Here is a 19,040-nt window from a genome sequence, read left to right on the forward strand (position 1 = left end):
CAGCCGTCCGAGGTCAGCCGTTCGAGGTCAGCCTTCGCAGGCCGGCCGTCGCGGCCGGCCGGAGTCAGCCCTTGAGGCGCGCCATCCAGGCCTCGACATCGGCCGAGGCGCGGGGCAGCCCGGCCGACAGGTTCCGGTTGCCGTCCTCGGTGACCAGGATGTCGTCCTCGATCCGCACGCCGATCCCGCGGTACTCCTCGGGCACGGTCAGGTCGTCGGCCTGGAAGTACAGACCGGGCTCGACGGTGAGGCACATGCCCGGCTCCAGCGTGCCGTCGACGTACGCCTCGGTGCGCGCGGCGGCGCAGTCGTGGACGTCCATGCCGAGCATGTGGCCCGTGCCGTGCAGGGTCCAGCGACGCTGCAGGCCGAGCTCCAGGACGCGCTCGACCGGGCCCTCGAGCAGGCCCCACTCGACGAGCTTCTCGGCCAGGACGTGCTGCGAGGCGTCGTGGAAGTCGCGGAACTTCGCACCCGGCTTGACGGCGGCGATGCCGGCTTCCTGGGACGCGTACACCGCGTCGTAGATCTTGCGCTGGATGTCGGTGTACGTGCCGTTGATCGGCAGCGTGCGCGTGACGTCGGCGGTGTAGAGGGAGTGGGTCTCCACACCGGCGTCGAGCAGCAGCAGGTCGCCGGAGCGGACGTCGCCGTCGTTGCGGACCCAGTGCAGGGTGCAGGCGTGCGGGCCGGCGGCGCAGATGGAGCCGTAGCCGACGTCGTTGCCCTCGACGCGGGCGCGGAGGAAGAACGTGCCCTCGATGTAGCGCTCGGACGTGGCCTCGGCCTTGTCCAGGACCTTCACGACGTCCTCGAAGCCGCGGACGGTGGAGTCGACGGCCTTCTGCAGCTCGCCGATCTCGAAGTCGTCCTTCACGGCGCGTGCCTCGGAGAGGTAGACGCGCAGCTCCTCGTCGCGCTCCTTGGTGACCTTGTCGGTCAGAGCGGTCTCGATGACGGAGTCGTGGCCACGGACGTTGCGGACCGGGCCCTCGGCCTCGGTCAGCTCCTCGGCGAGCTTGCGGACGTCCTTCGCGGGGATGCCCAGCAGCTGCTCGGCCTCGGCCAGGGAGTGGCGGCGGCCGACCCACAGCTCGCCCTGGCCGGACAGCCAGAACTCGCCGTTCTCGCGGTCCGAGCGGGGCAGCAGGTAGACGGTGGCCGTGTGGCCGGTCTCGCCCGCGGGCTCGAGGACCAGGACGCCGTTCTCGGTCTGGTCGCCGGTCAGGTACGCGTACTCGGTCGAGGCGCGGAAGGGGTACTCGGTGTCGTTCGAGCGGGTCTTGAGCCGGCCTGCGGGCACGACCAGGCGCTCGCCGGGGAAGCGGGCGGACAGCGCGGCGCGGCGGGCGGCGGTGTGCGCGGCCTGCGCGATCGGCTCCAGCCCGTGCAGCTCGGTGTCGGCCCAGCCCGTGCGCATGTTCTCCGCGAGTTCGTCGCTGACGCCCGGGTACAGCCCGTTCTTGCGCTGCTTGTGCTTCTTCTGGGGCTGCTCTTCTTCCGGGGTCTCCGGGGTGAGCTCGTCCGCCACGTCTTCTCCTCAGCTACGACAGGACCGGGTATGGACCGCATCCATCGTATGTGCGAGGGGAAGACGCCCGGCGAGGATGTGATAAATCAGTCAAAACGGGCGGCGAGCAGGACGATGTCCTCCACCCCGTCCTCCGTGGCGGCCATGGCGACGGTGGTGCCGGAAGGGGCGGCGGCAGCCTCGGATCCGGCGGGCGCGAGCGCCGGGTCGTCCTCGGGCAGCACCGTCCGCAGGATGTGGTCGCACACGGCCGCCGGATCGTCCCGGATGCCGCGGGGCACCCCCGCGGCCGCGGCGTGCAGCCGTGCGTAGGCCCGGTCCATCGGGTCGCCGGTCCGCCGCAGCAGCCCGTCGGTGTACAGCAGCACCGTTTCTCCGGGCGCAGGTTCGATCTCCACGCTCGGCGCTTCCCAGCACGACAGCATCCCGAGCGGCGCGGAGAGCGAGGTCTCCACGTACTCCGTGCGGCGCTCGCCGACGAGCAGCGGCGGGGTGTGCCCCGCTCCGGCCAGGATGATCTTGCGCTGGGCGGGCTCGCAGTACGCGAACAGCGCGGTCGCGCAGCGCGCGGGCTCGGTCAGGCGCAGCAGCAGCTCCAGATCGGACAGGACCGCGACGGGGTCCTCCCCCTCCATGACGGCGTACGCGCGCAGCGACGCCCGCAGCCTCCCCATCGCGGCGACCGCGCTGGGCCCCGCTCCGGTGACGGAGCCGACGGCCAGCCCCAGGGCGCCCTCCGGCAGCGGCAGCGCGTCGTACCAGTCGCCGCCGCCGCGCGGTCCGGTGTGGTGGCGGGCAGCGAGCTGGACGCCGGGGATCCGGGGGAGCCGGCTGGGCAGCAGCTCCTCGGCGACCGTGGCCAGCCGGCTGCGGAACCGTTCCACCTCGAGCATCCGGGCCAGGTGTTCGGCGGCGTGGCGGACGTAGAGCCCGGCGAGATCGCGCTGGCGGTCGCTCGGCTCGGCCTGCTCGTCGTAGAGCCAGACGGCCGCGCCGAGCCGGCCGGTGGCCTCGGCGGTGAGCGGCAGGGCGTAGCTGGCGGCGTAGCCGAGCCGGGCGGCGACCTCGCGGTGGCGGGGGTCGACCGGGGTGCCGTACCCGCCCGAGCCGGGGGCGGCGTCGGGTTCGGGGAGCACCTCGGAGCCGCCTTGGGCGTCGGGGAGCCCGTCGAGGATCCGGCCGTACGAGGTCGCGGTGCGCGGGACGGTCTCGATGTGCCCGAGGTCCGCGCGGCCGAGGCCCAGGCCGATCGTGGCGGTCGGGCCGAGCCCGTCGGAGGGCTCCAGGACGACCAGGCCGCGGCGGGCGCCGACGAGTGCGGCTCCGGCACGCAGGAACTCCTGGAGGGAGGAGTCGAGGTCACGGGCGCGGGCGAGGCGTTCGGTGAGCTCGTGGAGGGTGGTCAGATCGGAGACCATCCCCGCCAGGCGGTCCTGGATCAGCGTGCTCGGTCCGGGAACCGGTGCCGGGGCCGGTGCGGGGGCTGTTCGGGCGGGCGTGGGCGCCGCAGTCTGCGGGACCGCGGTAACTGCTGGATCGATTCCAGCCACTTTCGGCAGATGCGGGGCGCTCATGGCGTCCGCCTTTCCACCTGGTGCGATTCGCCATATAGCATCGCAAACCCCCAGATCGTGCTGCGCCGCCATCAATGAATCCACATCTACACGCACACGAGGATCGATGTCCAGCATTGCCCAGGTGGGAATCCTGGTGTCCGTGGGGCTGCAACTCACTGTCCAGCCAAGGCTAGAACTTGGCCGGAAAAAGCCGGACGCGGACGGTTTTTGCGATCGACTGGTCGGGCGCCGGAGTGGCTCCGGGTACCTAATCGGTGGTGCCCGGGGAGAGTTGGCGCAGCCCGGTGGTCGCCGGGAACCGCCCGGCACGGGCCGGCGTCCTTAGCGGCGGCAGCCGGTCTCGGCATCGGCGCGGGCCGCGTTCCGCCCCCGCCGGACGTTTCATGGACCCGTAAGAAAACTGCACGAACCGTGTGAACCTGCTCCAGGCGGACAGTGACGCGAAACGTGTACGTGTGGTGAGACACCCGTTACATGGTGTGATGTGGCCCTCGGCGTTCAACGGAAAGGAACGAGCGCTCATGCGCGAGATCCTCGGAAGGCGTCTCCAGCGGCTCCGCAATCGCCTGAAATCCCTTCGCCCCGCCCCCGGGCAGAGCGGTGACCAGGCCCTCTTCGACGCGGCGCTCACCTGCGCCACCGCCTGGCAGTGGCCGGTGCTGCCCGGCGTCGGCCGCTCCGGCGCCGACAGCACCCGGTGCGCCTGCCCCGATCCCGACTGCGTCGTCCCCGGCGCCCACCCCTTCGACCCCGGGCTGCTGGCGGCCACCACCGACCCCCGGATGGTGGCCTGGTGGTGGACCAACCGGCCCACCGCGCCCGTGCTGCTGGCCACCGGGGGGTCCGCGCCGTGTGCCGTGAGCCTGCCGGCCGCCGCGGCCGCGCGGGCCGTCGTACGGCTGGACGCGCAGGGGATGCGGCTGGGTCCGATCGTGGCCACCCCCACCCGGTGGTCGCTCCTGGTCGCGCCGTACTCGCTGGAGCGGCTCGGCGAACTCCTGTACGCCAAGGACCACGTGCCCTCCGCGCTGCGCTTCCACGGCGAGGGCGGCTACCTGTTGCTCCCGCCCTCCCCCGCGTCCGGGGGCGGGCAGGTGCGGTGGGAGCGCGAGCAGGCCGATGCCGGGGGCCCGTGGCTGCCGGAGGTCGAGGCCGTCGTGGACGCACTGGTCGAGGCGAGCACCGGGGCCTCCGGCGGAGGCAGCCGGCTCGCGTACTGATCACTCGTACGGGTGCCAGCGCGACGAGTTTCCAAGGGAATTGGGCGCGGGGATCTCCGCGTCCCTTTCCCGCATCGCTATGTTCGCCGAATGAATCTCCGCTTGATCGGTATCAGCGCGGGTGTGCTGATCATCTTGTCGCTCCCGCTGGCAGGAGCGATCGCCGGACCGGATTTCGCCGGTCAGGACGACGGAAAAGGCGGCGGGTTGCTCTCCTCGCTCGGGCTGGCCGATCCGAAGGGCGGAACCCGTACGCCCGCGCCCGGCGCTCCGTCCGCGCAGCGGGCCGCGCCGCAGCGGGCCGCGCCGTCGCAGGCCGGGCCGCAGCAGCCGGGTCCGTCCGAGCAGCCCCGTACGGATTCCCGGTGCGGTCCCGAACTCTCCTCACCGCAGGGCGTGGAGGCGCAGACCTGCATCCTGGCGGGCGAGGGGCGGACCTGGGGCCGGAGCTACTACCGCAACACCAGCGGGCGCGCACTGGACGCCGTCCTGACGGTGATGGGGCCCGCGGGGCGCACGGTGCAGATCCGGTGCGCGGTCGGGGCGGGCGACGAGCCGGGGCTGTGCGAGACGCCGAGGGAGGACTCGGCGGGGGCGCCGGACGCCTACTCGGCCGTTGCGGAGTTTGCAGTTCCGGATGATGAAGGGCGGCTGCTGCTGCGGTCCGGGAGCAACTCACCGGCACCGGCCGACGGTTGAGCGACGGCGGAAATGGAAGGGCCCGGTCGCTGGCGACGGGGGATGCACCAGCGACCGGGCTACAAGAACGGTAACAAGAGATCGCCTGTTCGCAAATTCGATCTCTGATATTCAGACACCGATTTGCAGGCGATTAGCGGGAGTTGTGACCCCAGTCACCGGTCCTGCGGGGCCTCGGCGGTCAGCTGAGGGTGACCTGGCGGTTGGTGAGCCCGCCGCGCGCCCGGCGCTCCTCGGCGGTCAGCGGGGCGTCCGCGGCCAGGGCCGTGGCCAGCCGCTCCGCGAACTCGGCCGCGGGCTTCTCCACGTCGTCGGCGGTCACACCGGTGGGCAGGTCCCAGACGGGGACCATCAGGCCGTGCGCCCGGAAGGAACCGACCAGTCGGGTGCCTTCGCCGAGCGAGGAGGTGCCGGCGGCGTGCAGCCGCGCGAGGGCGTCGAGCAGCTTCTCCTCGGGGTGCGGCATGACCCAGCGCAGGTGGTTCTTGTCCGGGGTCTCGCACCAGTAGGCCGCGTCCACGCCGGCCAGCTTGACCGTCGGGATGGCGGCGGCGTTGGCGCGCTCGAGGGAGGCGGCGATCTCCGGGGAGGCGCTCTGGGCGCTCTCCGCATCCGGAATCCAGAATTCGAAGCCGCTGTGCACAACCGGCTCGAAAACGCCGTCCGTGTCCAGGAGATCCTGAAGTCGCGGCCCCTCGGCGGGAACGCGGCGAGCCGGAATCGGGGTACCCGGTTCCGCGACGAGCGCGCGCTCCAGCGTGTCGGCCATGTCCCGGGAGAGGTCCCCGGTGGTCGAGTCGTTCTGCAGGCCGAGCAGGACGGACCCGTCCTCGCGGCGCAGCGCCGGCCAGGCCATGGGCAGTACGGTCACCAGCGTGACGGAGGGGACGCCCTCGGGCAGGCCGCCCTTGAGCGTCAGCGGGATGGTCGCCGCGGGCACGAGCTCGCGCAGCGCGACCCAGTCGCACTCGCCGGGCAGGCCCTCGAAGGGGCGTGCGACGTGCTCGGTGACGGCGTGCGCGGCGGCTGCTCCGTGGCAGGCCTTGTAGCGGCGCCCGGATCCGCAGGGGCAGGGCTCGCGTGCGCCCACCACCGGGATCTCCCCGTTCTTGAGCTGCGGCTTTGCAGTCTTGGCTGCGGGGCGCTTCTTGGCCATCGTGGGTGTCTCCCGGTTGCGGCGGTACGGCGTTGTGTCTGGGCGCGAGCCTAGCCGTTCGTACCGCTGCAACCGGGAGGATGCGGCCGGGAGCACGGTCGGCGTGCGCTCCCGGCGGCCGCTCGTTCGGATGGCCGGTGGTGCGGGTGCTGCTGTCGGGGATCCGGATCGGGTCCGCGTCGGGATCCGGTCACGGATGGAGATCGTCGAAGGCGGTGCTGAAGTCGATCGCCGGGGGCGCAACGCGCGTAGCGAAATCGTCGTGCCGGGGCCCACATGCGACGGTCACCCATACGGTGACCTCGCCTGCCGCTCCGTCCCGGACACCCCAGTCCTGGGCGAGGGCGCTGATGATGTTCAGCCCCCGGCCGCCACGCGCGGTGACCGAGGGTGTGGCCGGAACCGGGCGGGTGGGACCGCCCCCGTCCGTGACCTCGACCGTCAGCCGCCCCGCCTTGTCGATGCGCCATGCGGCGCGTATCTCCCCGTCCCCGATCTCCCCGGCACCCAGCGGCCTGCCGTGCCGGCAGGCGTTGCTGAGCAGTTCGGAAAGGATCAGTACGGCGTCGTCGACGACCGATTCGGACACCCCGCTCATACGCAATTGCTCACGCATGCGGCGCCTCGCCTCGCCCACGCCCGCAGGACCATGGCATACGTCCATGCACGACGACGTGGGCACTTCCTGTGCCACCACCAACGCCACCCCCGGAACCTCCTTAGCCCCACGCCATGGTCTGGATGCCCCAATGGCCTGGACCGGAAACCGGTCAAGCGGGGCCCTCTGACGCATTCATGACCAGCGATTGCGGAGCGGATGCGCCGGAGCACACCCTGTCACGCGAGCGACGTGCGGGACGGGTGGGCAAAAGGGGACGTCAGCGCCCGAGCTGTGACAGAACTTTTCGCGGCCTGTTCGTAATGATCGCTTCTACACCCAGATCAGCGCAGAGCTGAACGTCTTCCGGTTCGTTTACGGTCCATACGTGTACGGAGTGACCCGCGGCCTGGAGCTTGCGGATGAACCCGGGATGGCTGCGCACGATGCGCATCCCCGGACCGGCGATCCGCACCCCGGCCGGCAGCCGCCCGTCGCGCATCCGGGGCGAGATGAACTGCATCAGGTACACGGTCGGGATCGTCGGCGCGGACGCCCGCACCCGGTGCAGGGAGCGCGCGGAGAAGCTCATGACGCGGACGGGGTGCGGGCCCTCGGCGGGCGGCGCGTCCAGCCCGAACCGCTTGAGGAGGAAGAGGAGGCGCTCCTCCACCTGTCCGGCCCAGCGGGTCGGGTGCTTCGTCTCGATGGCGAGCTGCACCGGCCGGTGGGCATCGGAGATCAGCTCCAGCAGCCGCTCCAGGGTGAGCACGGAGGTGCGCTCGGGGTCGGCGTCCCAGTCGGGGGCCTCCTCACGGTCCTTCCAGGAGCCGAAGTCGAGCGTGGCGAGGTCGGCCAGCTCGAGGGCGGAGACGGCGCCGCGGCCGTTGGACGTGCGGTTGACCCGGCGGTCGTGGACCAGGACCAGATGGCCGTCGGCGGTGAGCCGGACGTCGCACTCGAGGGCGTCGGCGCCGTCCTCGATGGCCTTGCGGTAGGCGGCCAGGGTGTGCTCGGGGGCATCCTCCGAGGCGCCGCGGTGGGCGACGACCTGGATGGGCGGCATTGCGTGGGTCACCGGGTCATGGTGCCACCGCGGGTGCGCCCGGTGTCGGGCTCCGCCCTCCGGATGCGACCGAAATGTCGGAGATAAAGGATGGGGGAGATACACAGGTCCGGCTTACAGTGCTCTGACGGGTCATGGGGAAGGCTTTTCCCAGGAACTTGTGCGGCACGTCGAACGTTCAGTCGGGCCGAACCGCCAGTTTGTCTGAAGCCGTGTGTGACGAGGAGAAGAGCGCTGTGAGCACCGAGAACGAGGGCACCGCGGCCCCGACGCCCCCCGCGGCCCCGTCGGCACCCCCGGTGGCCGCTCCCGCCCCCGAGACGTCTGCGCCCGCACCGGTTGCTGAGGCCCCGGCGGGCGCTCCGGGACCTGCCCCGACGGCACCTGCCCCGACGGCCGAGCAGGCCGCTGCTGCGCAGGCCCCCGCGCCGGCCGTGCCCGCCGCGGAGCCGGTGACCCAGCAGCTCCCGCCGACGCCCGCGCCGGGCGCGGAGCCGACCCAGCAGCTCCCGCCCACCCCCGCCCCGGCACCGGCCTACGCCCAGGGCCCCGCGCCGCAGGCCCCGGCCGCGCACGGCGCCGAGGGCTGGCCGCCCCCGCCGCCCAGCGTCCCGGCGTACGGCGCAGGCGGCCACGGCGGCGGAGCCTGGGGCGCGCCCCTGCCCCCCGGCGGCATGCCGCCCGCCAAGCCGAAGGGCAAGGGCGGCCTGGTGGCCGCCGTGCTCGTGGCCGCCCTCCTCGCGGGCGGTGTCGGCGGCGGCATCGGCTACTGGGCCGCCGAGCGCAACGACAACGGCTTCGGCTCGACCACGATCACCGCGGGCAACACCCCCAAGGACCTCAAGCGGGAGGCCGGTTCCATCGCGGGCCTGGCCGCGGGCGCGCTGCCCAGCGTCGTCACCATCGAGGCCTCGGCCGGCGACGGCGAGGGCGGCACCGGCACCGGCTTCGTCTACGACCAGCAGGGCCACATCCTCACCAACAACCACGTCGTGGCCTCCGCCGCGAACGGCGGCAAGCTCTCCGCGACCTTCTCCGACGGCAAGAAGTACGAGGCCGAGGTCGTCGGCCGGGCCCAGGGCTACGACGTGGCCGTGCTCAAGCTGAAGAACCCGCCGGCCGGGCTCAAGCCGCTTCCGCTCGGAGACTCCGACAAGGTCGCGGTCGGCGACTCGACCATCGCGATCGGCGCCCCCTTCGGCCTGTCCAACACGGTCACCACCGGCATCGTCAGCGCCAAGAACCGACCGGTGGCCTCCGGCGACGGCTCCGGCAGCAAGAGCTCGTACATGAGCGCACTCCAGACGGACGCCTCGATCAACCCCGGCAACTCCGGCGGCCCGCTGCTCGACGGGCGCGGTGCGGTCATCGGCATCAACTCCGCCATCCAGTCGGCGGGCAACGGCGGCTTCGGCGGCGGCCAGGCCGGTTCGATCGGTCTCGGCTTCGCCATCCCGATCAACCAGGCGAAGAACGTCGCCGAGTCTCTGATCAAGACGGGCAAGCCGGTCTACCCGATCATCTCGGTCTCCGTGGACCTCCAGGCCAAGGCCGACGGCGCCAAGATCTCCGAGCAGGGCGCGCCCGCCAACGAGCTGGTCGACCCCAACGGTCCGGCCGGCAAGGCGGGCCTCAAGCCCGGCGACATCATCACCCAGTTCGGCGACAAGCCGATCGACAGCGGCCCGACCCTCATCAGTGAGATCTGGACGCACAAGCCCGGCGACGTCGTGAAGCTGACCTACCTGCGCGACGGGAAGCCGAACACCGTCGACATCACCCTCGGCTCGCGGGTCGGAGACAAGTAACCACGGCTCCACGGCCGGTCCCCCCGAACGGGGAGCGGCCGGGACCGCTGGCCTGATGGCGAGGGGCCGTGGGCGCGAATACGCCTACGGCCCCTCCCAATGTCCGCTTATGCTTCCTACGTGTTCGATTCGCGGCACATACGTACTTTCCACGAAGTGGTCACCAGCGGGTCCTACTCGGCGGCCGCGCGCGTCCTCGGGTACACCCAGCCTGCAGTCACCCAGCAGATGAAGGCGCTCGAACGCGCCGTCGGCACCCCGCTGTTCACACGGGTCGGCCGCAAGATGCAGCTCACCGAGGCCGGGGAGTCCATGGCCCGGCACGCCGAGTCCATCCTCGGCAGTCTCTCCGCCGCAGAAGCCCAGCTCAAGGCGTACGCCCGCCTGCGCACCGGGCGGGTGCGGCTCTGCGGCTTCCCCAGCGCCAACGTCACCCTGGTCCCGGAGGCCCTGAGCGGCCTGGCCAAGGAGCATCCGGGCATCCAGGTCGAGCTTCTCGAGGGGGAGCCCCCCGAGTCGCTGCGCCGGCTGGAGCGCGGGGAGTGCGACATCACCCTCGCCTTCACCTATCCCGGGCTCCACGAGGAGATCCCGGAGGAGGTCGCCGAGGTCAGACTCATGGAGGACCAGCTGACGGTGCTGCTCCCGACCGGGCATCCGCTGGCCCGGCGGCGGGCCGTTCATCTGGCCGACCTCGCGGAGGAACGGTGGATCGCCGGCTGTCCGCGCTGCCGGGCGAATCTGCTGCACGAGTGCGCCGAGCTGGGCTTCGTGCCCGACATCCGGTTCGCCACGGACGACAACCTGGTGGTGCAGAGCATGGTCGGGCAGGGGCTCGGCGTGGCGATGATGCCCGCACTGGTGCTGCCCTCCCTCTCCCTGAGCAAGGTGTGCGGCCGGCCGCTGCAGCCCGCCGCGCGCCGGCACATCGCCGCTCACGTCTACCGCGACCATCCGCGGATCCCGGCGACGTCCGTGGTCCTCGACGCGCTGAAGCAGGCTGCCTCGAACCGCGTCGGCTGCTGACCGCCCGGCGGATCCTCCCGTGAATCCATAAGCGCTGCTTGGGATTTCAGGTGAGAACTGTCGTTGGACGTGATGGGACGGCTGCTCGACGCTGCTCGTATGACCACCACCACGCCGGCCCGTACGACCGCGAGGATGGCCGCCCTCGTCAGTGAGATCCGTACGGTCGTGGACCGGGGGCTGGCCCCGGACCTGACCGCCTACCTCGTCGGCGAACGCGTCGCCCCGCACCTGGGCACGGCCGACCTGCTCACCCCCGAGCAGCGGGAGGGGTACCCCGACCGGTACCGGCAGCACGTGCTGCACGCGGAGCCGGACGGCAGCTTCTCGGTGGTCGCGCTGGTGTGGCTGCCCGGCCAGGAGACCGCCATCCACGACCACGTCTCCTGGGGCGTGGCCGGGGTGCACGAGGGCGAGGAGAGCGAGCTCCGCTACCGGCTGGCCCCTGCCGCCGGAGAGTCCAGCGCCCGGCTGGTGGCGACCGAGCAGGTGGTCAACGGTCCCGGCGAGGTCTGCGGATTCGCCCCGCCCGGCGATATCCACAAGGTCCGCAACTCCTGCGGTACCAAGGCGATATCCCTTCACGTCTACGGAGCCGATGTCCTCCGCCTGGGCAGCAGCGTCCGCCGCGTCTATACGCTCCCGACCGACTGATGGCGCTGCTGAACCGCCCGGTACGGGGGGCGGAGACGGCACGCGCCGGGCGTGTTTCACGTGAAACATCCTCGTCCTGGCCGGGGTTGGGGCTGGCGGCCGTGGGCGTACTGGTGGCGTGGTGCGTACACCGGCTGGTGCCCGACGTACCCATGCTGACCGCGTCGGTGGTGCTCGGCATCGCGGTGGCCCATCTGCCGGGCATACGCGAGGTCGTACGCGGAGCAGCCCGCCCGGGGCTGTCGCTGGCCGGGCGGCGGCTGATGCGGATCGGTATCGTCCTGCTGGGCCTCGGCCTGGGCCTGGACCAGGTGCTCCGGCTGGGCTGGGCCACGGTGGCGATGGTGGCCGCGGTGGTCGCCGCCACCTTCTTCGGCACGCTCTGGCTGGGCCGCAAGCTCGGGCTCCCCGGCGACCAGCCGCTGCTGATCGCCACCGGGTACTCGATCTGCGGGGCCTCGGCGATCGGCGCGGTGAGTCAGGTATCGGGCAGCGACGAGGAGGACGTGGCCGCCTCGGTGGCGCTGGTGACCCTGTGCGGGACGCTGGCCATCGCGGTCCTCCCGCTCCTCCAGAGCCCGTTGGGGCTCTCGGACCCGGCCTTCGGGCGCTGGGTGGGCGCGAGCGTCCACGACGTCGGCCAGGTGGTCGCCACCGCCCAGACGGCGGGCCCGGGAGCGCTCGGCGAGGCCGTCCTGGTCAAGCTGATGCGGGTGGCCCTGCTGGCCCCGCTGGTGGCCGCCGTGGCCTTCTCCGTACGGGCGCGCCGACAGGGTGTGCGCACGCTCTCGGGCCGCCGCCCGGCGCCAGTGCCGCTGTTCGTGGCCGGGTTCCTTGCAGCGGCCGCGCTGCGGGCCACCGGGTTGCTGCCTAACGCGGCACTGGAGTGGGCGCACACCGCGCAGGAACTGCTGCTGGCGGCGGCCCTGTTCGGGCTGGGCAGCGCGGTGGACCTCCCCCGGCTGGCCAAGACCGGCGGAAGGGCTGCGGTCCTGGGGCTCGGAGCCTGGATCGTGGTGGCCGGTGTCTCGTACGCGGGGGTGCTGCTCACGGCATGACCCGCAGGAGATGTTCCATCGGCGGGAGTTGGCCAATTCCTGGCCGGAACCGACCGAACGTTCCGACCGTCTCCTGACTTCTCGTGCCGCGCGTGCGACTCTGCGGCCGATCCGCACCGACAGCTCTTCACCCCCACCCTGCCCGCTCCGACGGGACCGGGCACGGCAGAAGGAGTCCTGCGTGAATCGTCATCGCACGGCAGCATCGGTCCTGATGGCGGCGGGCGCCCTGATCGCGGGCGCGCTGACGGCGGCCACCCCCTCGGCCGCCGCCGACGTCCCCGCCTCGTTCAGGCAGCAGCACAGCCAGGGTTTCTGGACCGCCGAGCGGATGCGCAGCGCCACCCCGCTGGACGTGACGGCAGCGCCCGGCACCGGGCGGGTGCGGGCCGCGGCCTCGGACCGGCCCACGGCGATCGCGCCGACGGCGGCGTCCTCCGCGACCTCCGCCGTGGCGGCCTCCCCGACGGCGTTCCCGCAGGCGGGCGGCGCGTGGACGGGCGGCGGCGCGGTGGTCAAGACCTCGGGTCGGGTCTTCTTCACCTTCGGAGACCGGACCGCGTCCTGCTCCGGTGACTCGATCACCAGCGCCAACGGGAGCACGGTCATCACCGCCGGCCACTGCGTGAAGTACCAGGGCACCTGGCACACCAACTGGATCTTCGTCCCCGCGTACAACAACGGGAACGCGCCCTACGGCCAGTGGTCGGCCACCAAGACCTTCGCCACCGACCAGTGGGCCGCCAGCGAGGACATGAACATGGACGTCGGCCTCGCCGTCGTCGCCCCGCTGAACGGCCAGAAGCTGAGCCAGGCCGTCGGTGCCCAGGGGATCCTGTTCAACGGCGGCTACAACAAGAAGATGTACTCGTTCGGCTTCCCGGCGGCCGCGCCCTACGACGGCACCAAGCTGGTCTACTGCAGCGGGAACTCCGGCAAGGACTTCCTGCTGACCAAGGACCACGGCCTGGGCTGCAACATGACCGGCGGCTCCAGCGGCGGCCCCTGGTTCCAGGACTTCGACGAGTCCACGGGCCTCGGCACCCAGGTCTCGGTGAACAGCTTCGGCTACACCTTCCTGCCCAACCGGATGTACGGCCCCTACTTCGGCAACGAAGCGAAGGCGGCCTACGACAAGGCCCAGAATTCCTGACCCGGCGGCCCCCCACCTGCCGGTACTCTGTACCGGCCAGGTGGGTTGCCCGAGCGGCCTAAGGGAACGGTCTTGAAAACCGTCGTGGCGCGAGTCACCGTGGGTTCAAATCCCACACCCACCGCTTGCAGGTCAGAGAAGTAGCAGGTCAGAGGGCGGGTACCCGAACCGGGTGCCCGCCCTCTCTGCTCATCCTGTCTCACCTTGATGCACCCGTATCCCGCTGTTGACCAGCGCGTATGGGCCATCTGTGGGCCAGGATCACGACGCTAGACCTGCGCACTCCTGGCGTCGCGCCGCCGCGCCACGTAGCGGAGCAGGGCCCAGATCGCCGCAGCGTTGACCAGGGCGCTGACCAGGACCACGCCGTAGAAGCCGAATTCGGACCACATGTCGAGCTTGCTGTCGATGGATGTGTCCGGTGCCACCCAGTCCGCGGGGAGTGGGTCCGACTCCGAGGGGTAGTCCGTGGGCAGCTTCGTGGGCGGCTGAGAGCCGTACTGGGGATGGGGATCCATGGGCGGGGCCGAGTCCAGGGCGTCCGCCGCGGGTCCGAAGGACGTCAGCAGCAAAACGCTGACCGGCGCCGTGGCCAGGATCGGCCAGACTCCGAAGAACCCGATGTCGCCCGTCCGGCTGCCGACCGCGACGTAGATCAGCATCGCGACCACCAGGGTCAGGTATCCACCGGGCACCCACATCTCAGGCTTCGACCAGCGCCGCACCATGACGTTCCCCGTTCCCGTTCCGCTTCGTTCGACCTGCGCTCAGTCTCGAAGCTGCCGAGGATCGCCACCTGAGTACGCCTACTCATCGTGCTCGGCCCTGAGTACCTGCTCAGAGCCGTGCACGGCAAGCACGCCGGGGACACCGCGCAACGTATCCCCTCATGTCTGGCACACGACCCCGGAGGATTCCGCGGCTAGCCGCCGTTGAGACCCCGCTCGATCAGTTCGTTCGCACGCGACTGCTGGCCCCTGAGGATCTTGGCGTAGAACCGGAACAGGACCGTCAGGCTGTGCCCGGCTCGGCGGGCCACTTCCACCGGGTCGACCCCCAGGTTGATCCACAGGGACACGCCGGCGTGCCTGAGCGAGTACGGCACGTCCGCCAGCGGGGACTCGGCCTCTTCCGGAGACAGCGCCATGACTCGGGCGGCGTCCCAGAGTTCGCAGTACTCCGTGGACCGCACTCGCCCACCTCGGGCTGCCCGGAACAGCCGGCCGTCGTCGGCCACCCCGAACTGCTCGATGTGCTCCCGCAGCATCGCGGTGAGGATCGGCGGGATCGGCACCGAGCGCGTTGCTCGGCGGGCACGGTGCTTCAGGCCGCGCTGGTCGAAGGACTGCCCGTCATCAGTCCACCCGGCGCCGACCTCGGGGCGGCTACCGCCGAGAACGAGTTCGCCCCATCCCGTCTCCGGCAGTCGGCAGTCGGACTTGCGCAGCGCGGCGATTTCGGAAGGCCGCATTGCCGCGTAGTACAGGCAGCCGAAGAACCCGGCCATTTGCTCTCCACGGGCGCTGAGCTGCCGCACTGCAGCGATCAGCTCGGCTGCCTGCTGAGGGTTCGGGACGTAGCGGAAGTCGACCTCGTCGTCCTTGGCCGGCGCGCTCCAGTCGACGAGGCCAAGCGGGTTGGCGGGCAGAATCCCGCGCTCCACGGAGTACCGCAGCGCGTTGCTCAGGACCATGCGCTTGCGGCTCACCGTGTTGTCGGCGGCGGCCTTTCCGTCGAGCCTCTTAGAGAGGGCGTCCAAGGCCGCACGCAGGCGCTCAGGCCGTCCGGCCTCGGTGACCTTGATCGTGTTGCCAGCGATCCAGGCGAGGGCCACAGCGATGTCCTCCGGCGGCTTCTCGACCTCATGGCGCGAGCGCAGCGTTCCATCCTCGGCAAGGACGGCGCGGAAGGCCCAGGCGTAGAGGGCTTGCCGCAGCACGGCGGCTTTGGGCATGCCCCGCGAGCTGGGGACGAAGGCCGGCGTCATCGTCGCCAGGGCGTCGGCGATGCTCGCACGGTGCTTCGCGGAGGCCTTCGGCCACTTCATGAGCATGTACGCGGTCGCGTGCTCGTACCAGGTCGGTGTGGTCAGCGCCTCGAACTCCGAGGCTGGAAGACCAGTCTGCTCGTCGAACTGCTCGCGGTTCCGAAGCGCGGCCAACAGCTCGGAACGGCGGCCGTCTGCTTGGGGCTTCAACCTGAAGCTGCGCGAATGGGGGCGGTTCCCCACCCGCCAGCGCAGCTCGAACGGCTTGGGGCGACCCTTGCGCTGCCTGATGGACCAGATGTCTACGTCGTACGTGAGCATGTCTCTCCCAAGGGAGAGGGGGCCAGCTGACGGCCGGCCCCCTCGTTCTGGACGTGGGTCAGGCGGCTTCCTCACACCCGGACAGCCACGCGTCCAGGTCCGAGCGGCGCACGCGCAGTTGGCCGTTGGGGAGCTTGAACAGGCGGGGCCCCTTACCTCGGGCCCGCATGCGGTAGAACGCTGCTCGGCTCATGCCGAGCTCTTCCAGAACCTCGACCAGCTTGAGCATTTGCGGGCGTGCCATGGCTGTCTCCTGAAGTGAGTCGGTACGGGGTTCAGCAGCAGGGGTGGGTGGTGATCCCGAGACCGGCGGAGGGGTCCAGGGGCTCCTGGCACACGGTGCAGAGGGGGTGAGGACCAGAGATTGCGTGTTTTCCAGCGTCCGCAGTGTCCGCAGCGTCCGGTGACCTCTGTTCGTGCAGGTCAGTGGGAGCGTGGGTTGCGGACACTGAGGCGGAGCCAGCGTCCGGTCCAGCGTCCACAGCGTCCGCGAAAGCGGGTTGCGGACGCTGACCGGGTGCTGTGCGGACGCTGGCCGGGTTGCCAGCGTCCGCAGGAATCAGCAGGTCACGACCAGTTGCGGACGCTACGGACGCTGCGGACGCTGAAATCCGTGCATCTCTGGTGTCCGGAGTCGCGGTCAGTGTGTAGAGGCGCTGGCGGTGCCGGTCCGGAGTGCGCTTGGAGTCGTCGAAGGTGATGCCGACGGAGCGCAGGATCGGTGCGAGGCGCTTGAGCTGTCCGCCGGCGCGGGTGGCGTCCTTTGGCCACTTCGGATGGACCGTGTCCGGGTTGGGCAGGTGCTCCAACAGCATCCCCGCGGTTCCCGCCCAAGAGCCGTCCGCTTCCACGAGCGAGACGACCGCGCTGCCGAAGGGGTCTCCTTCAAGGGCGTCGGCCGCGACCTCGGCGGAGGACGTCGTGTAGGACGCGAGGGTGTTCCAGCCGTTGATTCGGTCGACAGCGGCCAGGACCCGGGCGAAGTCCGCCATACGAGGCATCCGCTCCAGCCGCACGCGCGGCAGCTCCCGCAGCACCGCCGACAGCAGGTCGAAGAGGGCGGCGAGGATCGCCGGGCGGGCGTCGCCGAAGGCCCCGTCGAGCTCTTCCTCGGTACGGCGGCGGTCTTCGTCGATGAGCTGGAGGTCCAGCACCAGCAGCCGCTCGGCGAGGTCACCAGCCAGCGCGCCGGCGTCGATGGTCGTCATAGCCAGAACGCGCCGGAAGGTGAGGACCACCACGTCGTCGTCCGTGTAGAGGGCGCGGTCCACGATGCCGTCGCCGGTCACGGCCTTGCACAGCGTGTCTGACAGCCACGGCGGGATCGTGCTGATGTTGTCCAGGCACAAGGCCCAGGAGTTGAACGCCTGGGTTGCCCACGCCTTCACGTCCCGTGGCTGGCTCCTCTTGGCGGCCGGGGAAGGGTCGATCAGGTTCACGATCGTCTGCGCGGCCTTCGACTTCCCCGTGCCCTGCTCGCCCTTGAATGTGAGGACGGGGTGCGGGATGTGCGGGATCCACGCGGCGACCAGCCAGGCGACCAGCTGGTGGAAGGCCTCGTCGTCCATGTTCACCAGGCCGCGCAGCAGAGCCAGGCCCTCGCCGGATCGCCTCTGGACGGGTTCGGGCATGACGGCCATTGCTCCGGACCGGCGGAAGAGCACCGGCGAGCGGTCCCGCACCGACCAGCCGTCAGGGGTGGCGACCACGCAGCGGCCGTCAGCCGTGCCGAGGTCGACCACGACCTGGTGGGCGCCGCCGGCCACGCGCAGCATGACGGGGACCGGGTCGTTAGCGGCGGCCATCCCTTCGAGGACGGTCATCGCGTCCGCGAGCGCCGACTGGGAGGCGACAGCTCCGTCGTTGATGTCGGTGAACAGCCGGGACATCTGCGAGCGAAGCCCTGCTTTTCCCCGGAGCGGCATGGCGAGGTTCGGACCGTGCTTCCTGACCCCGTACGGGCGCCCGTCCTCGGAGGTCACCAGGTCATAGCGCTCACGTGCGAGCGCGACGAGCTGCGCCGCCTGCGAGGGGCCCTTGCCCTTCTGAGCACTCACCGAACGCTCCGTCCGGCGCGGGTCTTGGCGCTGTCGATCGTCCGGGCGGCTCCCCGCTCGGGGTGCCCCTTGTCGCACGCGGCCCTCAGCAGCTCGGCGGCGATCCCCTCGCCGTCCTGGTGCTGCTCGAAGGCGCGGCAGGCGGCCCAGAACAGCCGGTTGTTCAGCTCTCCGTCAGGCGCCTCGAGGACGAACCGCACCAGTGCATCCCCTCCGGCCGTGCCGTCACGGGGCTCAGGGACGGCGGCCGGGCGGGGCGTCTTGCGCTCCTCTGCGGTCGCCAGGTCGAGGAGCGTGGCCGGTACCGGCTCGATGCCGACGTGCGGGTCGCTGATGGCCTCATAGACGCCCTTAGGCGTCCAGGATCCCGGGCCGACGAGGTACCCGCCGGCGCCCCGGATGTCGATGCCAGGCCCGATCCGGCTCGCTGAGTTCGGCACCACCGTGCCGGCCGGGGTCGCGTAGTACAGGTGGAGTCCGCTGCTGGGCGTCAACACGGTGACCGTGGTCGTCAGGGTGAAGGCATGCCGGATGGCCAGACCTTCGAGCGCGGCAACTCCGTCGACGCCGTTCTTGCGGTCGAGGTCCACACCGACGACCCACGCGCTGGGAGCACCGCACGCGATCCCGTACCCCGTGGCCCGGGGAGCCGACTTGAAGAGGTGGTGTACGCGGTCGGGATCGGCGCTGGCGTCATGAACGCCGTGGCCTAGAAGCCCGCACTCGCCCCGGCACAGCTCACCGGGGTGGGGGCTGCGCAGGGCGGGCAGCTTGTTGGGGGCCAGCGGGAAGACGGGCAGTCCGTGGCCGGCAGCGACCATCGCGCTGCGGAGGGCCTTGGACCAGAACAAAGACAAAGGCATGCTTGAGAGACCTCCGGTCTCGTGGAAGTGGGATGGAGGAGCAGGGCGGGCCGTGATCTTTGGCGAGAGTCGGCCCGCCCTAGCCATGGCTAGTCGCAGGTGCGGAGGGCCTGGTCGTCCCAGACGTGATCGCTGTGATTCAGGTGATCTCCCTTCGCGTCCCTATGGACGGAGTGAGGCCCGGATTCGTTACACCTCGCGCGACCGCGCGCGCGTGGGACGGTCTCATGAGTTCCACCAATGTTCCTTTTCGCAGGTCAGAGGCC

General features: G+C 71.1%; 17 protein-coding genes and 1 tRNA gene. 8 read left to right on the forward strand and 10 right to left on the reverse strand.

Translation table 11 applies throughout. The annotated features are described in order from the left end of the window. Positions 1 to 64: 64 nt before the first annotated feature. Entirely contained in the window at positions 65 to 1,531 is a 1,467-nt protein-coding gene (locus AB5J51_RS20995; RefSeq protein WP_053785427.1) for an aminopeptidase P family protein, read from the reverse strand. An 86-nt stretch (positions 1,532 to 1,617) separates the two neighbouring features. Then, complete coding sequence (locus AB5J51_RS21000) at positions 1,618 to 3,222, reverse strand: PP2C family protein-serine/threonine phosphatase (protein ID WP_136225018.1); 1,605 nt, start codon at positions 3,220 to 3,222, stop codon at positions 1,618 to 1,620. Between the two features lie 407 nt (positions 3,223 to 3,629). On the opposite strand from AB5J51_RS21000, the gene AB5J51_RS21005 reads away from it, so the two are divergent. Next, complete coding sequence (locus AB5J51_RS21005) at positions 3,630 to 4,328, forward strand: bifunctional DNA primase/polymerase (RefSeq protein ID WP_369778298.1); 699 nt, start codon at positions 3,630 to 3,632, stop codon at positions 4,326 to 4,328. Between the two features lie 90 nt (positions 4,329 to 4,418). Next, entirely contained in the window at positions 4,419 to 5,027 is a 609-nt protein-coding gene (locus tag AB5J51_RS21010; protein ID WP_369778299.1) for a hypothetical protein, read from the forward strand. A gap of 181 nt (positions 5,028 to 5,208) precedes the next feature. On the opposite strand, the gene AB5J51_RS21015 is transcribed toward AB5J51_RS21010, so the two are convergent. The 3 genes from AB5J51_RS21015 to AB5J51_RS21025 form a co-directional block, all read right to left on the reverse strand. After that, entirely contained in the window at positions 5,209 to 6,183 is a 975-nt protein-coding gene (locus AB5J51_RS21015; protein ID WP_133897527.1) for a DUF5926 family protein, read from the reverse strand. Positions 6,184 to 6,373: 190 nt separating this feature from the next. Beyond that, positions 6,374 to 6,976, reverse strand: a complete 603-nt coding sequence (locus AB5J51_RS21020) for an ATP-binding protein (protein ID WP_133897528.1) — start codon at positions 6,974 to 6,976, stop codon at positions 6,374 to 6,376. Positions 6,977 to 7,061: 85 nt separating this feature from the next. Next, positions 7,062 to 7,847 (reverse strand): glycerophosphodiester phosphodiesterase, encoded by a 786-nt coding sequence (locus AB5J51_RS21025; protein ID WP_369780288.1) that lies wholly within the window; start codon positions 7,845 to 7,847, stop codon positions 7,062 to 7,064. A 236-nt stretch (positions 7,848 to 8,083) separates the two neighbouring features. Here AB5J51_RS21025 and AB5J51_RS21030 point away from each other — a divergent pair, with 236 nt between their 5' ends. From AB5J51_RS21030 to AB5J51_RS21055, 6 genes are all read left to right on the forward strand, one after another. Continuing rightward, positions 8,084 to 9,655 carry a S1C family serine protease gene (locus tag AB5J51_RS21030; protein ID WP_369778302.1) on the forward strand — a complete coding sequence of 524 codons (1,572 nt, stop codon included), beginning with the start codon at positions 8,084 to 8,086 and terminating at the stop codon, positions 9,653 to 9,655. Between the two features lie 120 nt (positions 9,656 to 9,775). Next, entirely contained in the window at positions 9,776 to 10,681 is a 906-nt protein-coding gene (locus AB5J51_RS21035) for a LysR family transcriptional regulator (protein WP_369778304.1), read from the forward strand. A gap of 99 nt (positions 10,682 to 10,780) precedes the next feature. Beyond that, positions 10,781 to 11,335: a cysteine dioxygenase gene (locus AB5J51_RS21040; protein ID WP_369778306.1), complete on the forward strand. Its 555-nt coding sequence runs from the start codon at positions 10,781 to 10,783 to the stop codon at positions 11,333 to 11,335. After that, a complete protein-coding gene (locus AB5J51_RS21045) occupies positions 11,335 to 12,393 on the forward strand; it encodes a YeiH family protein (protein WP_369778308.1) in 1,059 nt (352 codons plus the stop codon). Before AB5J51_RS21040 ends, AB5J51_RS21045 begins: the two co-directional genes overlap by 1 nt. A 181-nt stretch (positions 12,394 to 12,574) precedes the next feature. After that, a complete protein-coding gene (locus tag AB5J51_RS21050) occupies positions 12,575 to 13,546 on the forward strand; it encodes a serine protease (RefSeq protein WP_369778310.1) in 972 nt (323 codons plus the stop codon). A 39-nt stretch (positions 13,547 to 13,585) separates the two neighbouring features. Beyond that, a tRNA-Ser gene (locus AB5J51_RS21055) sits at positions 13,586 to 13,670 on the forward strand. Between the two features lie 145 nt (positions 13,671 to 13,815). Here AB5J51_RS21055 and AB5J51_RS21060 read toward each other — a convergent pair. The 5 genes from AB5J51_RS21060 to AB5J51_RS21080 all read right to left on the reverse strand — a co-directional run bounded on the left by AB5J51_RS21060 (position 13,816) and on the right by AB5J51_RS21080 (position 18,774). Continuing rightward, a complete protein-coding gene (locus AB5J51_RS21060; RefSeq protein ID WP_369778311.1) occupies positions 13,816 to 14,274 on the reverse strand; it encodes an SCO4225 family membrane protein in 459 nt (152 codons plus the stop codon). Positions 14,275 to 14,468: 194 nt separating this feature from the next. Beyond that, positions 14,469 to 15,854: a tyrosine-type recombinase/integrase gene (locus tag AB5J51_RS21065; RefSeq protein ID WP_369778313.1), complete on the reverse strand. Its 1,386-nt coding sequence runs from the start codon at positions 15,852 to 15,854 to the stop codon at positions 14,469 to 14,471. Positions 15,855 to 15,912: 58 nt separating this feature from the next. Beyond that, complete coding sequence (locus AB5J51_RS21070) at positions 15,913 to 16,098, reverse strand: helix-turn-helix domain-containing protein (RefSeq protein ID WP_266786902.1); 186 nt, start codon at positions 16,096 to 16,098, stop codon at positions 15,913 to 15,915. Positions 16,099 to 16,129: 31 nt separating this feature from the next. Continuing rightward, on the reverse strand, positions 16,130 to 17,911 hold the full coding sequence (locus tag AB5J51_RS21075; protein ID WP_369778314.1) for an ATP-binding protein: 1,782 nt from the start codon (positions 17,909 to 17,911) through the stop codon (positions 16,130 to 16,132). Then, positions 17,908 to 18,774: a bifunctional DNA primase/polymerase gene (locus AB5J51_RS21080; protein WP_369778315.1), complete on the reverse strand. Its 867-nt coding sequence runs from the start codon at positions 18,772 to 18,774 to the stop codon at positions 17,908 to 17,910. The genes AB5J51_RS21075 and AB5J51_RS21080 overlap by 4 nt, the downstream gene beginning before the upstream one ends. Positions 18,775 to 19,040: the final 266 nt, after the last annotated feature.

It is taken from the genome of Streptomyces sp. R33 (assembly GCF_041200175.1).
GTDB classification, from domain to species: Bacteria; Actinomycetota; Actinomycetes; order Streptomycetales; family Streptomycetaceae; genus Streptomyces; species Streptomyces katrae_B.